At 40.5% G+C, this 16,545-nt stretch carries 16 protein-coding genes; 5 read left to right on the top strand and 11 right to left on the bottom strand.

Going from position 1 to position 16,545, the window contains the following annotated elements; genetic code table 11:
- Position 1: 1 nt before the first annotated feature.
- From CHB71_RS01415 to CHB71_RS01380, 8 genes are all read right to left on the bottom strand, one after another.
- A complete protein-coding gene (locus CHB71_RS01415; protein ID WP_089355093.1) occupies positions 2–2,779 on the bottom strand; it encodes an alpha/beta hydrolase family protein in 2,778 nt (925 codons plus the stop codon).
- A gap of 68 nt (positions 2,780–2,847) precedes the next feature.
- Complete coding sequence (locus tag CHB71_RS01410) at positions 2,848–3,462, bottom strand: LysE family translocator (protein WP_089355092.1); 615 nt, start codon at positions 3,460–3,462, stop codon at positions 2,848–2,850.
- Positions 3,459–4,481, bottom strand: a complete 1,023-nt coding sequence (locus tag CHB71_RS01405) for an ATP-grasp domain-containing protein (RefSeq protein WP_089355091.1) — start codon at positions 4,479–4,481, stop codon at positions 3,459–3,461. The genes CHB71_RS01410 and CHB71_RS01405 overlap by 4 nt, the downstream gene beginning before the upstream one ends.
- Positions 4,482–4,483: 2 nt before the next feature.
- Positions 4,484–4,996 carry a DinB family protein gene (locus tag CHB71_RS01400; RefSeq protein WP_089355090.1) on the bottom strand — a complete coding sequence of 171 codons (513 nt, stop codon included), beginning with the start codon at positions 4,994–4,996 and terminating at the stop codon, positions 4,484–4,486.
- 72 nt (positions 4,997–5,068) lie between these two features.
- Positions 5,069–5,545, bottom strand: a complete 477-nt coding sequence (locus CHB71_RS01395; RefSeq protein WP_089355089.1) for a regulatory protein RecX — start codon at positions 5,543–5,545, stop codon at positions 5,069–5,071.
- Positions 5,546–5,548: 3 nt separating this feature from the next.
- On the bottom strand, positions 5,549–6,028 hold the full coding sequence (locus CHB71_RS01390; RefSeq protein WP_089355088.1) for a YcxB family protein: 480 nt from the start codon (positions 6,026–6,028) through the stop codon (positions 5,549–5,551).
- A 51-nt stretch (positions 6,029–6,079) separates the two neighbouring features.
- Positions 6,080–6,937, bottom strand: a complete 858-nt coding sequence (gene nadC / locus CHB71_RS01385) for a carboxylating nicotinate-nucleotide diphosphorylase (protein WP_089355087.1) — start codon at positions 6,935–6,937, stop codon at positions 6,080–6,082.
- Positions 6,938–6,982: 45 nt separating this feature from the next.
- A complete protein-coding gene (locus CHB71_RS01380; RefSeq protein ID WP_089355086.1) occupies positions 6,983–7,357 on the bottom strand; it encodes a DUF4783 domain-containing protein in 375 nt (124 codons plus the stop codon).
- A gap of 134 nt (positions 7,358–7,491) precedes the next feature.
- On the opposite strand from CHB71_RS01380, the gene gpmI reads away from it, so the two are divergent.
- The 4 genes from gpmI to CHB71_RS01360 all read left to right on the top strand — a co-directional run bounded on the left by gpmI (position 7,492) and on the right by CHB71_RS01360 (position 12,632).
- The gene (gpmI, locus tag CHB71_RS01375; RefSeq protein ID WP_089355085.1) at positions 7,492–8,994 is read left to right on the top strand and encodes a 2,3-bisphosphoglycerate-independent phosphoglycerate mutase; all 1,503 of its coding nucleotides are present in this window, start codon (positions 7,492–7,494) and stop codon (positions 8,992–8,994) included.
- Between the two features lie 2 nt (positions 8,995–8,996).
- Positions 8,997–9,545 carry a hypothetical protein gene (locus tag CHB71_RS01370; RefSeq protein WP_089355084.1) on the top strand — a complete coding sequence of 183 codons (549 nt, stop codon included), beginning with the start codon at positions 8,997–8,999 and terminating at the stop codon, positions 9,543–9,545.
- 73 nt (positions 9,546–9,618) lie between these two features.
- The gene (locus CHB71_RS01365; RefSeq protein ID WP_089355083.1) at positions 9,619–11,622 is read left to right on the top strand and encodes a S41 family peptidase; all 2,004 of its coding nucleotides are present in this window, start codon (positions 9,619–9,621) and stop codon (positions 11,620–11,622) included.
- Positions 11,619–12,632 carry an LIC11966 family surface protein gene (locus CHB71_RS01360; RefSeq protein ID WP_089355082.1) on the top strand — a complete coding sequence of 338 codons (1,014 nt, stop codon included), beginning with the start codon at positions 11,619–11,621 and terminating at the stop codon, positions 12,630–12,632. Before CHB71_RS01365 ends, CHB71_RS01360 begins: the two co-directional genes overlap by 4 nt.
- Positions 12,633–12,655: 23 nt before the next feature.
- Here the strand turns inward: CHB71_RS01360 and ribH are convergent, their stop codons facing one another.
- The 3 genes from ribH to pdhA form a co-directional block, all read right to left on the bottom strand.
- Positions 12,656–13,141, bottom strand: a complete 486-nt coding sequence (gene ribH / locus CHB71_RS01355; protein ID WP_089355081.1) for a 6,7-dimethyl-8-ribityllumazine synthase — start codon at positions 13,139–13,141, stop codon at positions 12,656–12,658.
- Between the two features lie 189 nt (positions 13,142–13,330).
- Positions 13,331–14,026 (bottom strand): tetratricopeptide repeat protein, encoded by a 696-nt coding sequence (locus CHB71_RS01350; protein WP_089355080.1) that lies wholly within the window; start codon positions 14,024–14,026, stop codon positions 13,331–13,333.
- A 126-nt stretch (positions 14,027–14,152) separates the two neighbouring features.
- Complete coding sequence (gene pdhA, locus CHB71_RS01345) at positions 14,153–15,169, bottom strand: pyruvate dehydrogenase (acetyl-transferring) E1 component subunit alpha (protein ID WP_089355079.1); 1,017 nt, start codon at positions 15,167–15,169, stop codon at positions 14,153–14,155.
- Positions 15,170–15,419: 250 nt separating this feature from the next.
- On the opposite strand from pdhA, the gene recF reads away from it, so the two are divergent.
- A complete protein-coding gene (gene recF, locus CHB71_RS01340) occupies positions 15,420–16,481 on the top strand; it encodes a DNA replication/repair protein RecF (RefSeq protein WP_245811195.1) in 1,062 nt (353 codons plus the stop codon).
- Positions 16,482–16,545: the final 64 nt, after the last annotated feature.

The following is a 16,545-nucleotide window of genomic DNA, read 5'->3' as shown; positions in this document are numbered from 1 at the left end:
ACTATTCGCCCTCAAGCAATTCATATCCCTGATTAATTCCAAGCTCGGTAGCCGGAACACCATCTCGCATCCATTTGGGCATTGGTGCCCCTTTTAAGTAATAGTCGAAAAACTGAGCCATTCGGATGTTGAAATCAATACGGTTCTGCACTTTTACAGGCCAGTGTGGTTCGCCTCTATAGTTTAGAAGCCACGCTGGTTTACCTAACCTCCTCAAAGCACCGAAGTATTCGATCCCCTGATACCATGGCACAGCACCATCTTCATCATTATGCATTATCAGTACCGGTGTTTGCACTTTGTCCACAAAGAAAATAGGAGAGTTTTCAATGTAGCGAAGAGGATACTCCCAAAGTGATCCACCAATTCTACTTTGTGTGCGCTCATACTGAAACATCCGACTCAAACCTGAACCCCATCGAATACCTCCATAGGCACTGATCATATTTACAACCGGCGCACCAGACTCTGCACACTTAAAAATATTGGTCTCATTAATTAAGTGGGCAATCTGGTAACCACCCCAGCTGTGCCCCTGAACACCAACGTTATCCTCATCCACAAATCCTTTTTCAATCAATGAAGTCACCCCCGGAATCACGCAGTTGTAAGCGTCCTCTCCAGGGTAACCTGTTTTATAATTCACGTTTGGATTAAATATCAGGTAGCCTCTGGAAGCATAGAAACTGTAGGTGATGGTAGATCGGCCTGGATATGGTTCTCTGTGACGGTTAAGTCCATTGGAGCTCTTCTCATAGAAATTAACAATCATTGGGTACTTTTTACTTGGATCAAAACCTTCCGGCTTCACCAACATACCTTCCATTTTCTGGCCATCCAGTGAAGTCCAATTCACCAGTTCAATCGTTCCCCATTTATATTCTTTCTGTTGCGGGTTTATGTCACTGACTTTCTTAATTGATCCGAAAGAGACCTCTGTAGCAAGAATATCCGGGAATGTTTGAAAGTTCTCCTGAGTGAAAATAAGATTTTTGCTATCTCGCGCTTTGGCAAAAGAGCTATACTGAAAGTCTCCCGAAATGAGTTTCGTAGGCTTATTTTTTCCATACGTAAATGAAAAGAGTGCCTCTCTTTTGTCTGTCTCATAAAATCCGGAAAGCAAAAGCTTTTGATTCTTTTTGATGAATCGCTCCTCCTTATCGAGTTTAACATATCTATAGGTTAACTTTTCTGCTCTTCCGTTCGGAGTGATTCGTTTCCCAGCCACTTTGCCTGAAGGATCTAATTCCCAAATATCATAACGATCATAAATCAGTACCCGCTCATCGTTTTCTGTCCAACTCATCAAACCATATGGCCATGGATCTGATGGAGTATCGTGAATTTCGTTGAAAAAAGGCACTTCTCTGTTTGTTGTAATTTGTCTTACCTGATCATCGCTAAAAGAATAAGTAAACCAAGACGAATCACTGTTATTATACCAATATCCGTATTTGCCTTTTGGAGAAAGTTGGACAAACCCACGAACACCATCAGCCACTTTGGTCTTTTCTCCGGTACTTAAATTGATCCGGTAAAGGTCATTTAAGGTATACCCTTCCCAGGTGATTAGCTTGCGATAATTGTAGTCGCTCATGGCGAGCGCGGTATTCCCATCACCCTCATCACTAACAATCACCCTTGAGTAATCAGGTCCACCCAGTTTTATTTGTTTGTTACTCTCAACATCATAATAGTTTAGATAACCAAACTTCAAGTCGTCCTTTTTTTCATTTTCCTGATGTGTAAAAAGTCGCTGATCCTGGTAGTTCCAAACCTCCACATTCACTATTTCCTCATCAAGCAAGGATGTGTCCTGTAAAACAGGAAATTCCTTTACCTCAAAGAACAATCGTTTACCTGACTCAGAGAAGTTGGGCTTAAAATCATTGTTGACGATCAGATTATCTAAAGTTTCATTCTTGGCTATAGTCTTGCTGCTGTCCCATTCTGTCTTATAATAATGGAGATGGTAATCCCTTTTTAATGCTTTAGTGGTATCTGTGTCAGAGATGAAAGAAAGCTGGTTACCCTTTTTATCCCAGGCGAGCTGACTGTATTCTCCTTTTGATCGGTAAATCGGTTTGAAGATTTTATCATCAAAATCGAATCGATATACACCTGCTGCAATCGTGCTGTCATTACCTGTTGTGGTTAATGCCAGTGCTGCGCCTTCTTCCGCTATTTCAAAATCCAGCACATAAGAAAATGTGAAATCCGAATTATCATTTAGGTTCTTTACAACCAGGTCATATCCATTCTTTTTGCTACGCTTTTTCTCTTTCTTTTTGGTGGTGTCAGGGGCAGGTTCGTACAGATACACCACATAGTTGTCCCATTCTTTCGGAACCTTGTACGACTTTAATCCGCTAATTTTTTCAATACTTCCTGAGGCAATGTTGTAAATCGCTAGGGTATCTCCCGGCAAATCTTTTTCCTTGGTTTTCTTTCTCTTCAAGTCCCTTAGTTCATCAAAATCCGGAGAAACCTTGAAGAGCAGAAACTGTGAGTTATTCGTGAAAGATGGACTGTAAGACCGATCATGCTCAAGCACTAGCGTGCCATCAAATTGATGAAGCATCAAGGATTCATTGCCATAGCCATTGGGCTTAAGTGTGTAAGCGATATGAGTCCCGTCGTTGCTAACGAGTTGTTTTTCTACACTTCGCCATTCGTTGTAGGCGCTGTGATCCAGTTCTTTTTTTATTTGTGAAAATCCTAGAAATGGAAGAATGGTAAGGAGTAAAATGAGCTTTTTCATCGTGTTAAATCTCTTCATGGAGTTTAATACTAATGAAATTGAATGAATGATACTATCAGAATAGTTATGAGCGGTGGAATGGTGATTTACATCAGCAACTTCAGCAAAAAGTAAACACCTAAACCCAGAAGCAGGAAGCCAGGTACTTTGTGAACCAGGAAAGGGTTGTCAGCGATTTTGGTGAATCGTTTGCCTGAAGCATTAACCGTAAGCAATAGACAAAATGTGCCGGTCGAAAGTCCGATCAAATACATCCAAAAACCATATTCGTCTACGTTGATCCAATCGTCGTTTTCAAGGTAAGTTGTTATCGCTAACCAAAAGGGGATCGTCATCGGGTTTAGCAATCCTAAAATGATTCCACGAGCAAATCCGTGTCTGCCGGTAAGTTTAGTATCTACTTTAACGGATGATGATGTGGATTTTGAAAAGATGTTGAACAAACCAAGCCCAATGAGTGCGATCGCGGTGATGATCTGAAAGTAGCTGGAAATCGTCTGATTATTGTTTAGGAAAATGTGAAACTGCACGGTAATGCCAGCATAAATAAACTCAATCGAAGATGCAGCAAAAGCAAAAAATATTGCGGCCCTTCTTTTCTTCAGAATCGCTAATTGCATCACAGAAACATTGATCGTTCCGGGAGGAATAGAACCTATGTAACTAACTATGAAAGCAACAATGAGCGTTTGTAAAATCATGATTTGCCAAGCAGGCGATTGTATTCCTGATGAGCCTTCCACTTTTTGAAGCCCTGCTTAAAACTCCAGTAGGAATGCCCCATTTTTCGATTGAGGCGGCAAATATCCGACAAAACTCTTAGATGCCAAAGGATGTCACGGTATGCCTGCATCAACGAATAACCCGGCTGATAAATATGACCCGGTTCAGCCCCGGCCCCATTCAACTCCAGAATTTTGAAGTTTTTGAGTTCCCTCAGGTCTTCATAAGATTTACACTTCAAATCATACCTTCCAAAATAGAAATCAGGAATCCGGTCTGAAATGTTATTAAAAACAGCATTTAAAGCCTCATCAATTTCATGATTGTCATTTAGAAATTTCGTGCCTCTACAGTGATTTCCAATTGGCTCGATAAGCACTTTTTCTCCCATTTTTGGAATGTTGGAGCCAATCAATTTCATGTGATCACTTTCCAAATCGGTGGTCATCAAAGCTCTCTCATCCTTCTCAAGAAGCACTCTGATCGTTGTTTTTCCATCACCAGTTACAGTCATAAAACTTTTTCTAACTATGGAGGATACCTGACCTTTTTCACCCGGATACTTTACAAAGAAAACGCCCAGTTCTAAGGGTAAATCAATGAGCTCTTGCAAGAGAAAATCTACCGGACAACCTCTTACATATTTTTGTAAGTCTTGCTGGTTATAAAGTTTAGATACCCAGATTCCTCGCTCACCAATGTCTGGCTTGGCTATTAATGGAAAGCCAATCTGTTCTCCCAGATAGGATGCTCGTTCTAGGTCTCCTTTTGAGACAAGTTTGGTTTCAGGAATCCACTCATCGGGAATCAATTCGAAGATATCCGACTTCTTTTCCCCGAACATGCCACCAAACTCGATGCTTGGATTTGACGCAGTGAAAAAGAAAAACGATCGATGCTTTAGTGCAAGCCACCCGAAATAAAAGAACACAGGAAAATACAGGATAGAGAACGGCCAGTACTCCCAATTTTTCAATCGAATCAAAAATTTCTTCAAGCTTATTGGTTTGCTTTTGTGCTTTCCCTGTAGCGAATGGTAGAGCTTGCTACGCCGAAATTTTCAGGAAGCGGAATATACTGAAGGGATTGTTTGATGGCCACCTTGAGTAGAGCCATGTGATGAATCGCATGCTCGATGTTATAAGCAAGCTCCCGATAAAAGCTACTTTGCATTTGAAGGTCATCCCCTTCTATTTCACTGTAATTAGCCTCAAAAGTCAATGTGAAATCCCGCGTATTTCTATCTAAAAACTCTTGGATGGATGCCACTACAGACCTGGCCAGTTTCCGATCTGTTTCTATCATTGTATCATGCTGGCGCTGGTCATAATTAACCAACCCATCATTTCTTGCATCATAAAGACAGATGAAAAACTCGAGCGTGTGTCGCACATGCTGACCAAATGTAGATCCACTCAGCTCCTCAAGTGGTTTTGAAAAATCTTCCTCACTACATGTGGCAATAATGGTATCGAGTTGTGACAGTAGTTCCTTAGCTGATGTACGAAGCATAAAATGTTGTTATGAAGAATAAACTTACGGATTTTCCAGCGTACAGATTTTAAAAAAACAGAAAAAGTAATATCAAAGACTTTCCGCTTCCAGCTTTTCAATGGCTGCCCATATTAAATCCTGCTCAAATCCCTTGTTGGCGAGGTATGAGACTGTCTTTTGCTTTCGTTTTAGCTTCTCTTCACTGGAAAGCCGCTCCCATTTTGTTTTCGCCAGATCAAATAATCTCTCAGCATATTTCTCCGGGTCGATTCGATCCAATGCTTCCTGCAGGGCAGTGCTAGAGAGTTTGTGGGAATAGATACTTGCTTTGATCTTGTTTTTCCCCCAGGAGTTAAACTCGAACTTATCGTTGCAATAGGCATTTGCAAACCGCTGCTCATCTACAAACCCTTCCTTAGTTAATTCGGCAACCAGCTTTGCCGCTGACTCTTCAGAAAGTCCCCAGCTTTGTATTTTTTCTAATAGCTCATTTGGCGATCGTTCACGAAAAGCGCAAAACCTTCCGGCCCGCTGTTTCGCTTCTTTGATGCCCAGGTTTCGAGCCATCCCTTATTTTTCTGCTATAAATCCTTTTCGCTTCAGTACCGTCTCAATGAAGCGAATCTCATTATCGTTGTTAAAGGTCTTAAAAGGTAAGTGTATCAATTGAGCTTTGCTCGCAAAGAATGTAAACCCATCCTTGCCTTTTTTGGCCCTTTTGATCTGGTCCCACTTCATTGGCATGCCTTGCTTGGCGTTCATTTTAATGAGAATCTGCTGAGACGAAATTTCATAAGAAAGTTTTTGAAACATAAACTTGCCCTGCTCAAGCTGGGTAATTCCTGCAAACTGAATCAACCAGAAAAGGAAATAAAGTGCCAAGGCAATGGTAGCTCCTGTGATCCACCAATGATTTGGTGCCAGAAAGTATCCCGAACAAATAGCTGCATATATTAAAAACACCCACCATTGTTGCTTTAATGTGGATTTAAGTGCTATTCCGATATATTTTTTGGTGGGAAGCTGGTATTTCTTTGTCCTAACTATCATGACTCAATCGCTCTTTTCTTCTGCTAAAATGATTCTACCGCGAATATAGAGTTAAATGGCCTTAAGACTCATATCTAAGCTCTTATATGAGTGTGTAAGAGCTCCAACAGAGATAAAATCTACCCCCGTTTCAGCGATCTCTGCGATGGTTTTTTCTGTGATCCCTCCGGACGCCTCCGTTTCAAATCGCCCACCTATCATTTTTATCGCTTGTCTAATGTCTGACGGAAGCATGTTATCAAGCATGACCCGGTGTACCTTTCCTACTGCCAATACCTCATCCAACTCTTTCAAGCTCCGCACCTCTACCTCAATATTGAGTTTCAAATCGTTTTTTTCCAGGTAATCGACCGTCTGATTAATGGCGTTTTTCACCCCACCTGCAAAATCAATATGGTTGTCCTTGAGCATCACCATGTCATAAAGACCAAACCGGTGATTGACTCCTCCGCCAATGACAACAGCCCACTTCTCTGCCATTCGAAAGAGTGGAGTTGTTTTCCTTGTATCAAGAAGACGAGCTTTTGTCCCTTTAATGAGTTGATTCATATGGTGGGTATAGGTAGCAATTCCGCTCATGCGTTGTAGGCAGTTTAGCACAAGTCTTTCGGATGAAAGTATTGATCTGGAGCTTCCCTCCACTGAAAACCCGATTTCACCATTTTCAATTGGATCACCGTCCTTTTTGTTGAATTCTATATTTAAGTTAGAATCGACATGATTAAAGATTTTTTCAGCCAGCTCCACACCGGCAATAATCCCATCGTCTTTAATAATCAGGTGTGCCTTGCTTCTGGCATCTTCCGTAATAGAACCCAAAGAAGAATGATCGCCATTGCCTATGTCTTCAGCGAGGGCATTCTTTATAAATGCATTGATATTTTTTGTGGTCAAATATGGTAAATTCATAAAGTGGCGGATTTAAAAAATTCAGGCGAAGAACGGCGAAATAAGCTACTCCTGACTGAAATTCAAAGTATCAATGAGGTAATTGTCGCCTATTTTCTTAATGAACATAACGACTCTATAGGCCCCATCGTTATGCGTATAACGACCAATCGTGTACTTTAATCCCTCCGGTGAAGAGCCCTGGTGGATATAGGTAAAGCTTTTTGGAGAGTTTTTATTGAAAAAGTCTCTCAAAATAACCTCCGCCTGTGACCTGCTATAGTTGGAGCTTTCACCATTAATCTTGATTTCTACCGTGTTGTTGCAAAACTTGATCAGCTCCTTTGAGCTCCCAGCCTTCATTGCCGTCCCGATATCTTTCATCGTCTCATCCTGAGTTGGATAAAGCAATAAAGTGAAAATAAGGATTAGCGTTTTCATACTTAGTTTTTTAATAGTCAAATGGAATGCCAAAGGCTTCCACTTAAATCTTCGTACATAATGTAGTAAAAACCATGCCCAATTTATTCATTAGATGAACGACATTCAAAAAATGACCCTTCTATATTTGCCAAATGAACAAGAAAGTCATTCTTCTAATTCTTGATGGCTGGGGCATTGCCAAGGATACATCTGTCTCCGCAATCGAAAAAGCTAAAACACCATTTATGGACCGAATGTTTCAGGAGTACCCAAACAGCACGCTTGAAGCATCCGGGTTGTCGGTCGGTTTGCCGGAAGGGCAAATGGGCAATTCTGAAGTTGGGCATATGAACATCGGTGCAGGGAGAGTGGTCTACCAGGATTTAGTGAAAATCAGTAATGCGGTAAACGATGGCTCCATTGCAGAAAATGAAACACTAAAGTCTGCTTTGGGATATGCCCGTGAAAATAAAAAGCCCATTCATTTGATTGGTCTTGTTTCAGATGGAGGGGTTCACTCACACATCAACCATCTGAAGGGGTTGCTTTCTTCATTTCATCAAGAAGATTTTGATGATGTTTATATACATGCATTTACGGATGGACGGGATACCGATCCGAAAGGCGGAGTTGGATACATTCGGGATTTGCAACATCACATGGCAGAAACTACCGGAACATTGGCAACAATAACAGGTCGGTACTTTGCGATGGACCGAGACAATCGTTGGGAACGTGTGAAGCTGGCCTATGATGCTATGGTACACGGGGAGGGAAAGAAAGTACAGGATCCACTTCGCGCAATGGAAGAATCATACATGGAAGGAGTGACAGATGAGTTTTTAAAGCCAATCATCTGCGCTAATGCCAAAATACAGGAGGGAGATGTGGTGCTTTGCTTCAACTTCCGTACAGACAGAGGAAGGCAAATCACTCAAGCGTTAACCCAAAAGGATTTTCCGGATCATGAAATGAAAAAAATGAATCTTCACTACGTCACAATGACAAATTATGATGCTTCATTTAAAGGTGTTCACGTGATGTATGGAAAAGAAAACCTAACCATGACAATGGGTGAGGTTTTGGAAAAAAATAAAAAGAAGCAAATACGTATTGCCGAAACAGAGAAGTACCCGCATGTGACTTTCTTCTTTTCCGGAGGCCGTGAGGAACCTTTTGACGGTGAAACCCGACTGTTATGCCCTTCACCAAAAGTGGCCACCTATGACTTGCAACCGGAAATGAGCGCCCATGATATTCGTGATAAAATTATTCCTGAATTAAAGAATCAATCTGCCGACTTTATCTGTCTCAATTTTGCTAATCCGGATATGGTGGGACATACGGGTGTTTTTGAAGCAGCAGTTAAAGCATGTGAAACAGTGGATAGCTGCACTGAGTCGGTGGTTAATTCTGCCCTGGAAAATGACTACCTATCCATTATAATCGCTGATCATGGCAACTCGGATATGATGATTAACCCAGATGGAACACCTAACACCGCACACACCACGAACCTTGTCCCATTTATTGTGGTTGACAAGGAGTTTAAAGGTGATCTCAAAAGTGGAAAACTGGGAGATTTGGCTCCTACCATGCTACAATTCATGGGTGTGGATGTTCCCAAAGAGATGACCGGAGAGGTTTTAATTTGAAGATGAGTCGATTAGTTGATTTGAAAATTTTAGTGCTGCTTTTAGTACTGGCAAGCTGTCAGAAACTGAAACCTGAATCAGTGGCTATTCCGGAGTATCCTGACTTTGAGCAGCTAATGACTCAGCAGGTGAAAATGTTGGGACAGACCAAAATCAAAAAAGAGGCCTGGCTCGAAGGAAAAAGCGAAGTGCATGCTATGAATATGGATTCAACAAAGTGGGCTGAGGAGCTCTCTTTCTTGAAAGAAATCAACCCCAATCAACCTGAATATGTGGGTGCGTTTGAAAAGAGTTCTGAAGGTGACCTCCAAATATTAACACTTGGTGCTGAAGAAAATGGTGCATTGAAAAAGGTGAAATACTCTAAGAGTGGTGAAAATTACAAACGTATCGCAGCAACCTTTCACGAAGACAAAGATGTCTACGTGCACCATCGTGAGATTGAAATGATTTTTGAAAACGGAATTCTCAACTCGCTGACCATTGATGGCTATCAGAAAATGATGTTTAAGGATACGGTGAGGTTTAGGATACTGCTAAGCACACCATGAAAAAAGCTTCTTATTTTTAAGCGGATTTTGGATAAGCCAATAACCCCATGTTTTTAAACGGCTGATTGATGCAATGAGGTTTTTACTGATTCTATTAGTTTCACTGACTTTCCTTACAACCAAATCGCAACATTACTCAACAGATGATGTCCAGTTAATAAATGCTGTAGATAAGCTTTTTAGTCAGAACCATGTTGAGTACAAAAGGCTCTTCCCAGAAATTAAAAACAGGTTTGCCACTCAATTGTTAAATCAAATTGATCCGGAAGAACGGTATTTAACAAAATGGGAAGCTGAAGAAATTCGAAAAAATCTAAGTGAATTTAATCTTAGCCAGAATTTTACAAGGACACAACTTGAGGAAATCCGAACATTGGTTGATTCTCGTTTAAAATCTACTTTAAAGGTTTTAGAGTCAATCGATGAGGTGGACTTTTATAAGGATGATTCAGTTTATTTTGATATTAATTACGATTCAGCCCAGTTTTCAGTAGATGACGAAGAGCTTAAAGATCGGTGGGTCAGGTATCTAAAATATGAAGTTCTACTAAGAAGTCAAGATGACTCTTTGCTAGAAGCGAATACAAAAGCCTACTTAAATTCAATTCTCAATCAGAAATTTTCAGATGAGTTAGCATCAAGTATTTGTTACTTAAATCAGCTCCTGAAAGATGAGACATTGACTAATTATGTGCTTCGAGCTTACTTGAGCGCTTACTGTAAAAGTTTTGATCCGCATTCTGAATTCCTGTCAAAACAGGAAAGTAATCTCTTCGTTGAAAGTTTATCCTCAGAATCATATGGCACTGGCATACGAATAAGCAAGGATGGAAATAAATTATTTATCTCTGACATCATGCCATTCAGTCAAGCCAGCTACAATGAGGATATAAGTGTTGGTGATGAAATAACAAAAATTCTAATCAATGATCAATTATTAGCTCCTGCATGCATTTCAGATGAAATGCTTAATGAGTTTTTCTATGGTGACAGAAATACTGAGATTGAGTTCGAATCAAAATCCAGTGAAGACTTCCAATTCCGAAGAGTTAAACTAACCAAGGGCATTGTAAACAATCATTTGAATCATACATACTTTTTCATTCTGTCTAATGAAAACATCAATGTTGGATATGTACAGTTTCCAAGCTTTTATAGTAAGTATACCCTGGATAGTAGAAGTGCAGCAGAAGATTTGGCATTGATATTATTGGAGCTGAAGAAAAAATCAGTAGATGGTTTAATTCTTGACCTAAGAAATAATGGTGGTGGATCCGTAAAAGAGGCTGCTGATTTACTAGGGTATTTTATTGATTACGGCCCCTTATTTACCATAGTAGATCAGGAAAACCCTGAGGGGAAACTCATAAAGGATACTAAACGAGGAAAAGTCATTGACAGCAAAATTATTTTTCTTGTTAACAGTTTATCTGCCTCAGCCTCAGAACTGGTTGCTTCAACAATGCAGAAATATCCCAATTCTCTGGTGGTAGGTTCTCCGACTTTCGGAAAAGCTACGGGCCAAACTCTCCTCCCGGTTAAAACTAAATACGCGCGAGATACTCAAGGAGTAGTTTCCATTACAAGCATTAAGACCTATCGATTCGATGGTTCCAGCTATCAAGGTGTTGGAGTCATTCCGGATATTTTGCTCCCTTCGGTATTAAGCAAAGCAATTGTTAGTGAAGAAAATTATCCCTTTGTATTGAATCATGGAAGGAGCCGAAAATTCCGTCAATTAAAATATAGAGTTGAGCCAATTGATAGCTTACGAACACTATCGAGTAAGAGAGATGAGCTTAAGCATATAAAAAGGGTAAGAGATGACTTGAAAATGAAGCTTACCAATAACTACGGAATCTCACTAAATTTTGAAAAATTTGAAAGCCCGTACCAAAAACTGCAATCATTTCAGCCTGAACCTCATTCTCATTTTGAAATAGAAACCACAGAAGAAAACGAAGCTTTTATTGAAGAAAGCAATCGCATTAGGAATAACAAGCAAAAAGATGTGCTTCTTAAAGAAGTATTTCAAATATTTGAGGATTGGATTAGACTAACTAAAACAACTAAATGAAGCCACTAAAACTATTCGCTTTACTTCTGATATCTATTACCACATTTGGCCAAAACTCTCCTGTAGAGCACCTGAACAGACTTTCTATAGATTATGATCAAATAAACAAGGATACCTGGGACTATATCAGGCAGGCGTCCAGAGGGAAAAATGCCAATAAACTTGAGAAACGAAGAAGTGAACTAGCAGCTACGCTAAGAAAAGCAAAGTACAATGTGAGTAAAGTTCCCGTCTATCAAGGAGATAACTCCCTTAAACAGGCTTATACAAATTACCTGAGCCTAACATACAACATGATCAATAATAATTATAAGAAAATAGTTGACATGGAGAAAGTTGCTGAAGATTCTTATGATGCAATGGAGGCCTATTTACTAACGAAAGAACGAACTAATAAAAAGATGGATTCTGCATCGGCTGCTTTGACCGCTGCTCAGGATGAATATGTTGCAAAGCATAATATTACCCTAAGAGAAAGTAGCTCCCGCATCTCAAAAAAACTGAACAATGCAGGGGAAGTAATAGAATACTACAATAAAATTTATCTCATATTTTTCAAAAGCAACTTCTATGAGGGTGAAATGATTAATGCCCTTTCTAATGGGAGTGTGGGTGATATGGAACAGTTTAGACAAACCTTAGAACTTGTGTCCAAAGAAGGAACAGAAGAATTAAAAAACATTGGGTCGTTTAAGAACGATAATTCTTTAAAAGATGCCTGCTTTAAGATGCTTGAATTTTATTATGGTGAGGCCGTCAGGTATATGCCAAAACAAATAGATTTTTATGCCAAAAAAGATCGATTTGAAACTTTGACTAAGAACATGGAATCTAAAAAACAGAGTCAGCTAACCCAAAAAGATGTAGACGAGTATAACAATGCTGTGCAGGAGTATAATGCTGCAATAAGCGAGTATAATGAGACCAACGAGTATCTAAATAAATTCCGAACTAAAAGACACGATGAATTCAGTAAAACTGTAGACAGCTTCTACAAAAAATTCATGTAAAAAGTTGGAATAATCAGCAGCTTTTAAGATGGCTTTACCCCAAGCATCTTTATTGCAGTTGCGGCCGCTTCATCTCCTTTGTTGCCGTGTTTCCCTCCGGCTCTATCTAGTGCTTGCTTCATGGTATCCGGAGTGAGTACTCCGAAAATGACCGGCTTATTGTATTTCAAAGAAACATTTGTAATGCCATTAGCCACTGCATCGCAGATGAAATCAAAGTGACGGGTTTCGCCCTGAATTACACAGCCTAAGCAAATCACTGCATCTATGTCTTTCCGCTCAGCCATCCATTGACCACCAATGCTTAGTTCAAAGGTACCCGGCACATTTATTCGTTCGATATTGTCACGAGTTGCTCCTGCGCCTGTCAGGGTTTGATAGGCTCCTGAGTAAAGCGATTCGGTCACTTGCTCATTCCATTCGGCTACTACAATACCAAATTTGAATTTGCTGACGTCTATCGATGTGCTGATTTTAACGTCGCTGAGGTTTTTATCTGCTGATGACATGGTGTAAAGAGAATGAAGTTTCTACAAATAAAAAAGATCCCTTAGTTAACACCCCTATAATCTCGAAGCGTCGAACCGCCTCAAGGGGATATTCCCCCTTTGAAGGGGTTAGGGGGATGTTTTAGCATTAGACCAAACAAAAAATGCCATCTCAAATGAGATGGCATCTTCTATAAATTTAAGTTCTTTTTATTGTGCTAAAGCCTCCAGTCTGGCTTTTTGCTTTTTCGCATCGTGGATCTGTGCAGAGTTTGGATAGTCCGATACGATCACTCCATATGTTCCGGCTGCTGCTGCCAAACTACCATTCTGCTCCTGCGCAATGGCTAGTTTCTTTAGGTAGATCGGAGTGAATGACTCATTCTTTTTGTAATCAACTGCCTGCTTGTAAGAAGAAATTGCATTTGAAAAATCATCCATTTCCATGTATGCATCACCAATCAATGAGTATGCTCTGCCCTGGAGCAGATAATCATCGCTGCTAAATTCTTTCAGCTGACGTACTGCTCCATCAAAATCACCCTGCTTAAGGAATGATGCTCCCGCATAAAATCTGGATAAGTTAGCTGCATTTGTCCCTGGGAACTCTTCAATGATTTCAAGGAAACCATAGCTGTTGCCATCTCCATTAAGCGCAAGTCCTAAGCTATCAGCATCAAAATAGAATTGCGCTTGAAACAACTCTTCCTGAGCGGTTTGGTTTTGGTTAGTGATGTAGTAGTTATAGCCTGCAAAGCCCACAATCAATAGCGCAATAACGCCACCGATACCAAAGACCATTGCCTTGTTTCGCTTGCTGCTAAAAAACTCATTGGCTTTTTCAACGATTGCATTTGGATCTTCCAGGATCTCAATACCATCGTCTTTCTTTTTTCCTTTTGCCATTTTATTCTAAAATCTTAATTTTTTTCTCCAGCATTTCAACATAATCCGGCATCATTCATAATTGCCGATAAAAAATGCGGTCGCAAAGATATATTTTTTGTTCAGATGTATAAGACTCTCAGCTAATTATGTGTTGACAAATGGGTAGTCATTCTCAACATAATTGTCTGTGTATGCTTCAGAGGCTTCCGGCCATGGTGATTCTTCTGCAAAATCAACTGCTTTCTGTACCTGTTCCTTAATTTCTTTATCAATTTCTTTAAGATCGTCTTCAGTGGCCCATTTGTTCTTGATGATTGTTTGTTTCACCTGCTCGATCGGATCCTGATTCTTGTATTCTTCAAGCTCCTCTTTGGTTCTGTATTTTGCCGGATCGGACATGGAGTGACCTTTAAATCGATACGTCCGAAATTCTAAGAATGTCGGTCCATCACCTTTTCGTGCTCTCGCCGCGGCTTTGGCCACCGAGTTATGAACATCCTCCACCTTCATAGCATCAACCGGCTCAGAAGGCATATCATAGGCTTCTGCCAACGTGTACAAATCCGTAACATTCGATGTTCGCTGTACGGAAGTTCCCATTGCATATCCATTGTTCTCAACTACAAAGATCACCGGCATTTTCATGGTCATAGCCATATTGAATGCCTCGTGCAAAGCTCCCTGACGAACTGCTCCATCCCCCATATAGCAGATACATAAGCTTTTTGTTCCTTTATATTGCTCGGCAAACCCAATTCCTGCTCCTAAAGGAATCTGAGCGCCAACAATTCCGTGACCGCCAATGAAGTTTACCTCCTTATCAAACATGTGCATGGATCCACCTTTTCCTTTGGAAACGCCAGTAGCTTTTCCATAAAGCTCTGCCATCACTCGCCCCGGATCGGTCCCCAATGCTAATGGATGACCATGGTCTCTATACGCCGTGATCCATTTGTCATCTTTTTCCAATGCTGAAACAGCTCCTGAAGCACATGCTTCTTGCCCGATATACAAGTGGCAAAATCCTCGAATTTTCTGCTGACCATATAGCTGACCTGCCTTTTCCTCAAACCTCCTCATGAGCTGCATTGAGCGAAACCACTCCATGTACTGCTCTTTCGAAAACTCACCTGATTTTTTTGTTGTCTTTTTAGCCGCCATAGGACCCAATTGTTTGATTTACTTTGCTAAACGGATAGCGAAATTAGCGTAAAACAGGGTGAGTTGAAAAGATTTGCCTTTATCTGCTTCCAGATATTCCGATATTCAAAAATGACACGATTAGTCTCCTCCTCGGAGGAGAAAGAGCCGACGTGGAACGGTGGGTAACTTTAAAGCTGTCATTTTTGAATAAAATGTGTTGTAAAAACCCACCCCAACCCCTCCCGGGAGGGGATTTAATTTGTTAGAAATGATCCTAAAGGGCTTAAAACTTACTTCCTTCAAAAACCACCCCGAATCCTCTTTCGAGTTTGGAGAAAGGATCAATTGTGTGTTGGGTAAAAATGGGGTAGGCAAAACCAATCTGCTTGACGCCATTTACTATTTATCCTTTACAAAGAGTGCAGTTGGTTCTCAGGACCGACTCGCAATCACCCACGATGAACGGGCATTTACGCTTTTTGGCACATATGAAGAATTGACAATCGCAATTCAGTTTGAAAAAGGAAAAGTAAAAACGCTCAAAATAGATGGGCAAGAACCGGAGCGATTAAGTGATGTAATAGGAAAAGTACCGCTTGTTATTGTGCTTCCGGATGACACTTCCATGATTAAAGAGGGTAGCGAGGAAAGGCGAAAGTTTTTTGATGGGGCGCTTTCTCAGTTTGACGGGGAATACTTGAAATCACTTCTCAAGTACAACAAAGTACTGAAACAACGAAACAGCCTGCTTAAAATCGAGGACGGAAGAAGTCTCAATAAAAAGCTGCTTGAAACGTACGATGACCAGTTAATTCCGCTGGCAGTCGACATTTCCAACAAGCGGCAGGAAATGAAGGAGGTGTTTCTTCCATTTCTTCAAAAAAACTACGCAGATCTTCATGAAGGTGGTGAAGTGCCGGGATTGAATTTTAAAACACACGTTACAGAGGGTTTTGAGGGTCGATTCAAAGCCAATGCTCAAAAGGATCAGATCATGCAGCGTACCCTGATGGGTAGCCATAAAGATGATTTTGAGTTTTTACTGGATGGGGAACTGATTAAAAAGTTTGGCTCTCAGGGGCAGCAAAAAACGTTCATCATTGCACTCAAACTTGCTCTTTATGATTTCTTAAAAGAAAAAACCGGCAAAAAGCCACTTCTCTTGCTTGATGATATTTTTGATAAACTGGATGACTCTAGAATCGAGCTGCTGGTTTCTCTCTTGTTGGACCATGACCGGTTTCAGCAAATTTTTATCACGGATGCGAGGAAGGATCGAAGTAAGGTGCTTTTTAAAAAGGAGAAAGAGGTGAATTTTATTGAATTATAAATGTCCCCTTGAGGCGGTCCGTCGTTACGGGACTACAGGGGTGTTTTAGCCGATCAGCAAAAAA

The sequence above is a fragment of the Ekhidna lutea genome (genome assembly GCF_900188325.1).
In the GTDB taxonomy this organism is placed as follows: domain Bacteria; phylum Bacteroidota; class Bacteroidia; order Cytophagales; family Cyclobacteriaceae; genus Ekhidna; species Ekhidna lutea.
The sequence above is the reverse complement of the archived record's forward strand: the minus strand, read 5'-3'. Positions and strand labels throughout refer to the sequence as shown.

What these genes read in the sequence shown, in the direction of transcription:
- CHB71_RS01415 (WP_089355093.1), bottom strand. Translation starts at nt 2,779, where the DNA reads ATGAAGAGATTTAACACGATGAAAAAGCTCATTTTACTCCTTACCATT.
- CHB71_RS01410 (WP_089355092.1), bottom strand. Translation starts at nt 3,462, where the DNA reads ATGATTTTACAAACGCTCATTGTTGCTTTCATAGTTAGTTACATAGGT.
- CHB71_RS01400 (WP_089355090.1), bottom strand. Translation starts at nt 4,996, where the DNA reads ATGCTTCGTACATCAGCTAAGGAACTACTGTCACAACTCGATACCATT.
- CHB71_RS01395 (WP_089355089.1), bottom strand. Translation starts at nt 5,545, where the DNA reads ATGGCTCGAAACCTGGGCATCAAAGAAGCGAAACAGCGGGCCGGAAGG.
- CHB71_RS01390 (WP_089355088.1), bottom strand. Translation starts at nt 6,028, where the DNA reads ATGATAGTTAGGACAAAGAAATACCAGCTTCCCACCAAAAAATATATC.
- nadC (WP_089355087.1), bottom strand. Translation starts at nt 6,937, where the DNA reads ATGAATTTACCATATTTGACCACAAAAAATATCAATGCATTTATAAAG.
- CHB71_RS01380 (WP_089355086.1), bottom strand. Translation starts at nt 7,357, where the DNA reads ATGAAAACGCTAATCCTTATTTTCACTTTATTGCTTTATCCAACTCAG.
- gpmI (WP_089355085.1), top strand. Translation starts at nt 7,492, where the DNA reads ATGAACAAGAAAGTCATTCTTCTAATTCTTGATGGCTGGGGCATTGCC.
- CHB71_RS01370 (WP_089355084.1), top strand. Translation starts at nt 8,997, where the DNA reads ATGAGTCGATTAGTTGATTTGAAAATTTTAGTGCTGCTTTTAGTACTG.
- CHB71_RS01365 (WP_089355083.1), top strand. Translation starts at nt 9,619, where the DNA reads ATGAGGTTTTTACTGATTCTATTAGTTTCACTGACTTTCCTTACAACC.
- CHB71_RS01360 (WP_089355082.1), top strand. Translation starts at nt 11,619, where the DNA reads ATGAAGCCACTAAAACTATTCGCTTTACTTCTGATATCTATTACCACA.
- ribH (WP_089355081.1), bottom strand. Translation starts at nt 13,141, where the DNA reads ATGTCATCAGCAGATAAAAACCTCAGCGACGTTAAAATCAGCACATCG.
- CHB71_RS01350 (WP_089355080.1), bottom strand. Translation starts at nt 14,026, where the DNA reads ATGGCAAAAGGAAAAAAGAAAGACGATGGTATTGAGATCCTGGAAGAT.
- pdhA (WP_089355079.1), bottom strand. Translation starts at nt 15,169, where the DNA reads ATGGCGGCTAAAAAGACAACAAAAAAATCAGGTGAGTTTTCGAAAGAG.
- recF (WP_245811195.1), top strand. Translation starts at nt 15,420, where the DNA reads ATGATCCTAAAGGGCTTAAAACTTACTTCCTTCAAAAACCACCCCGAA.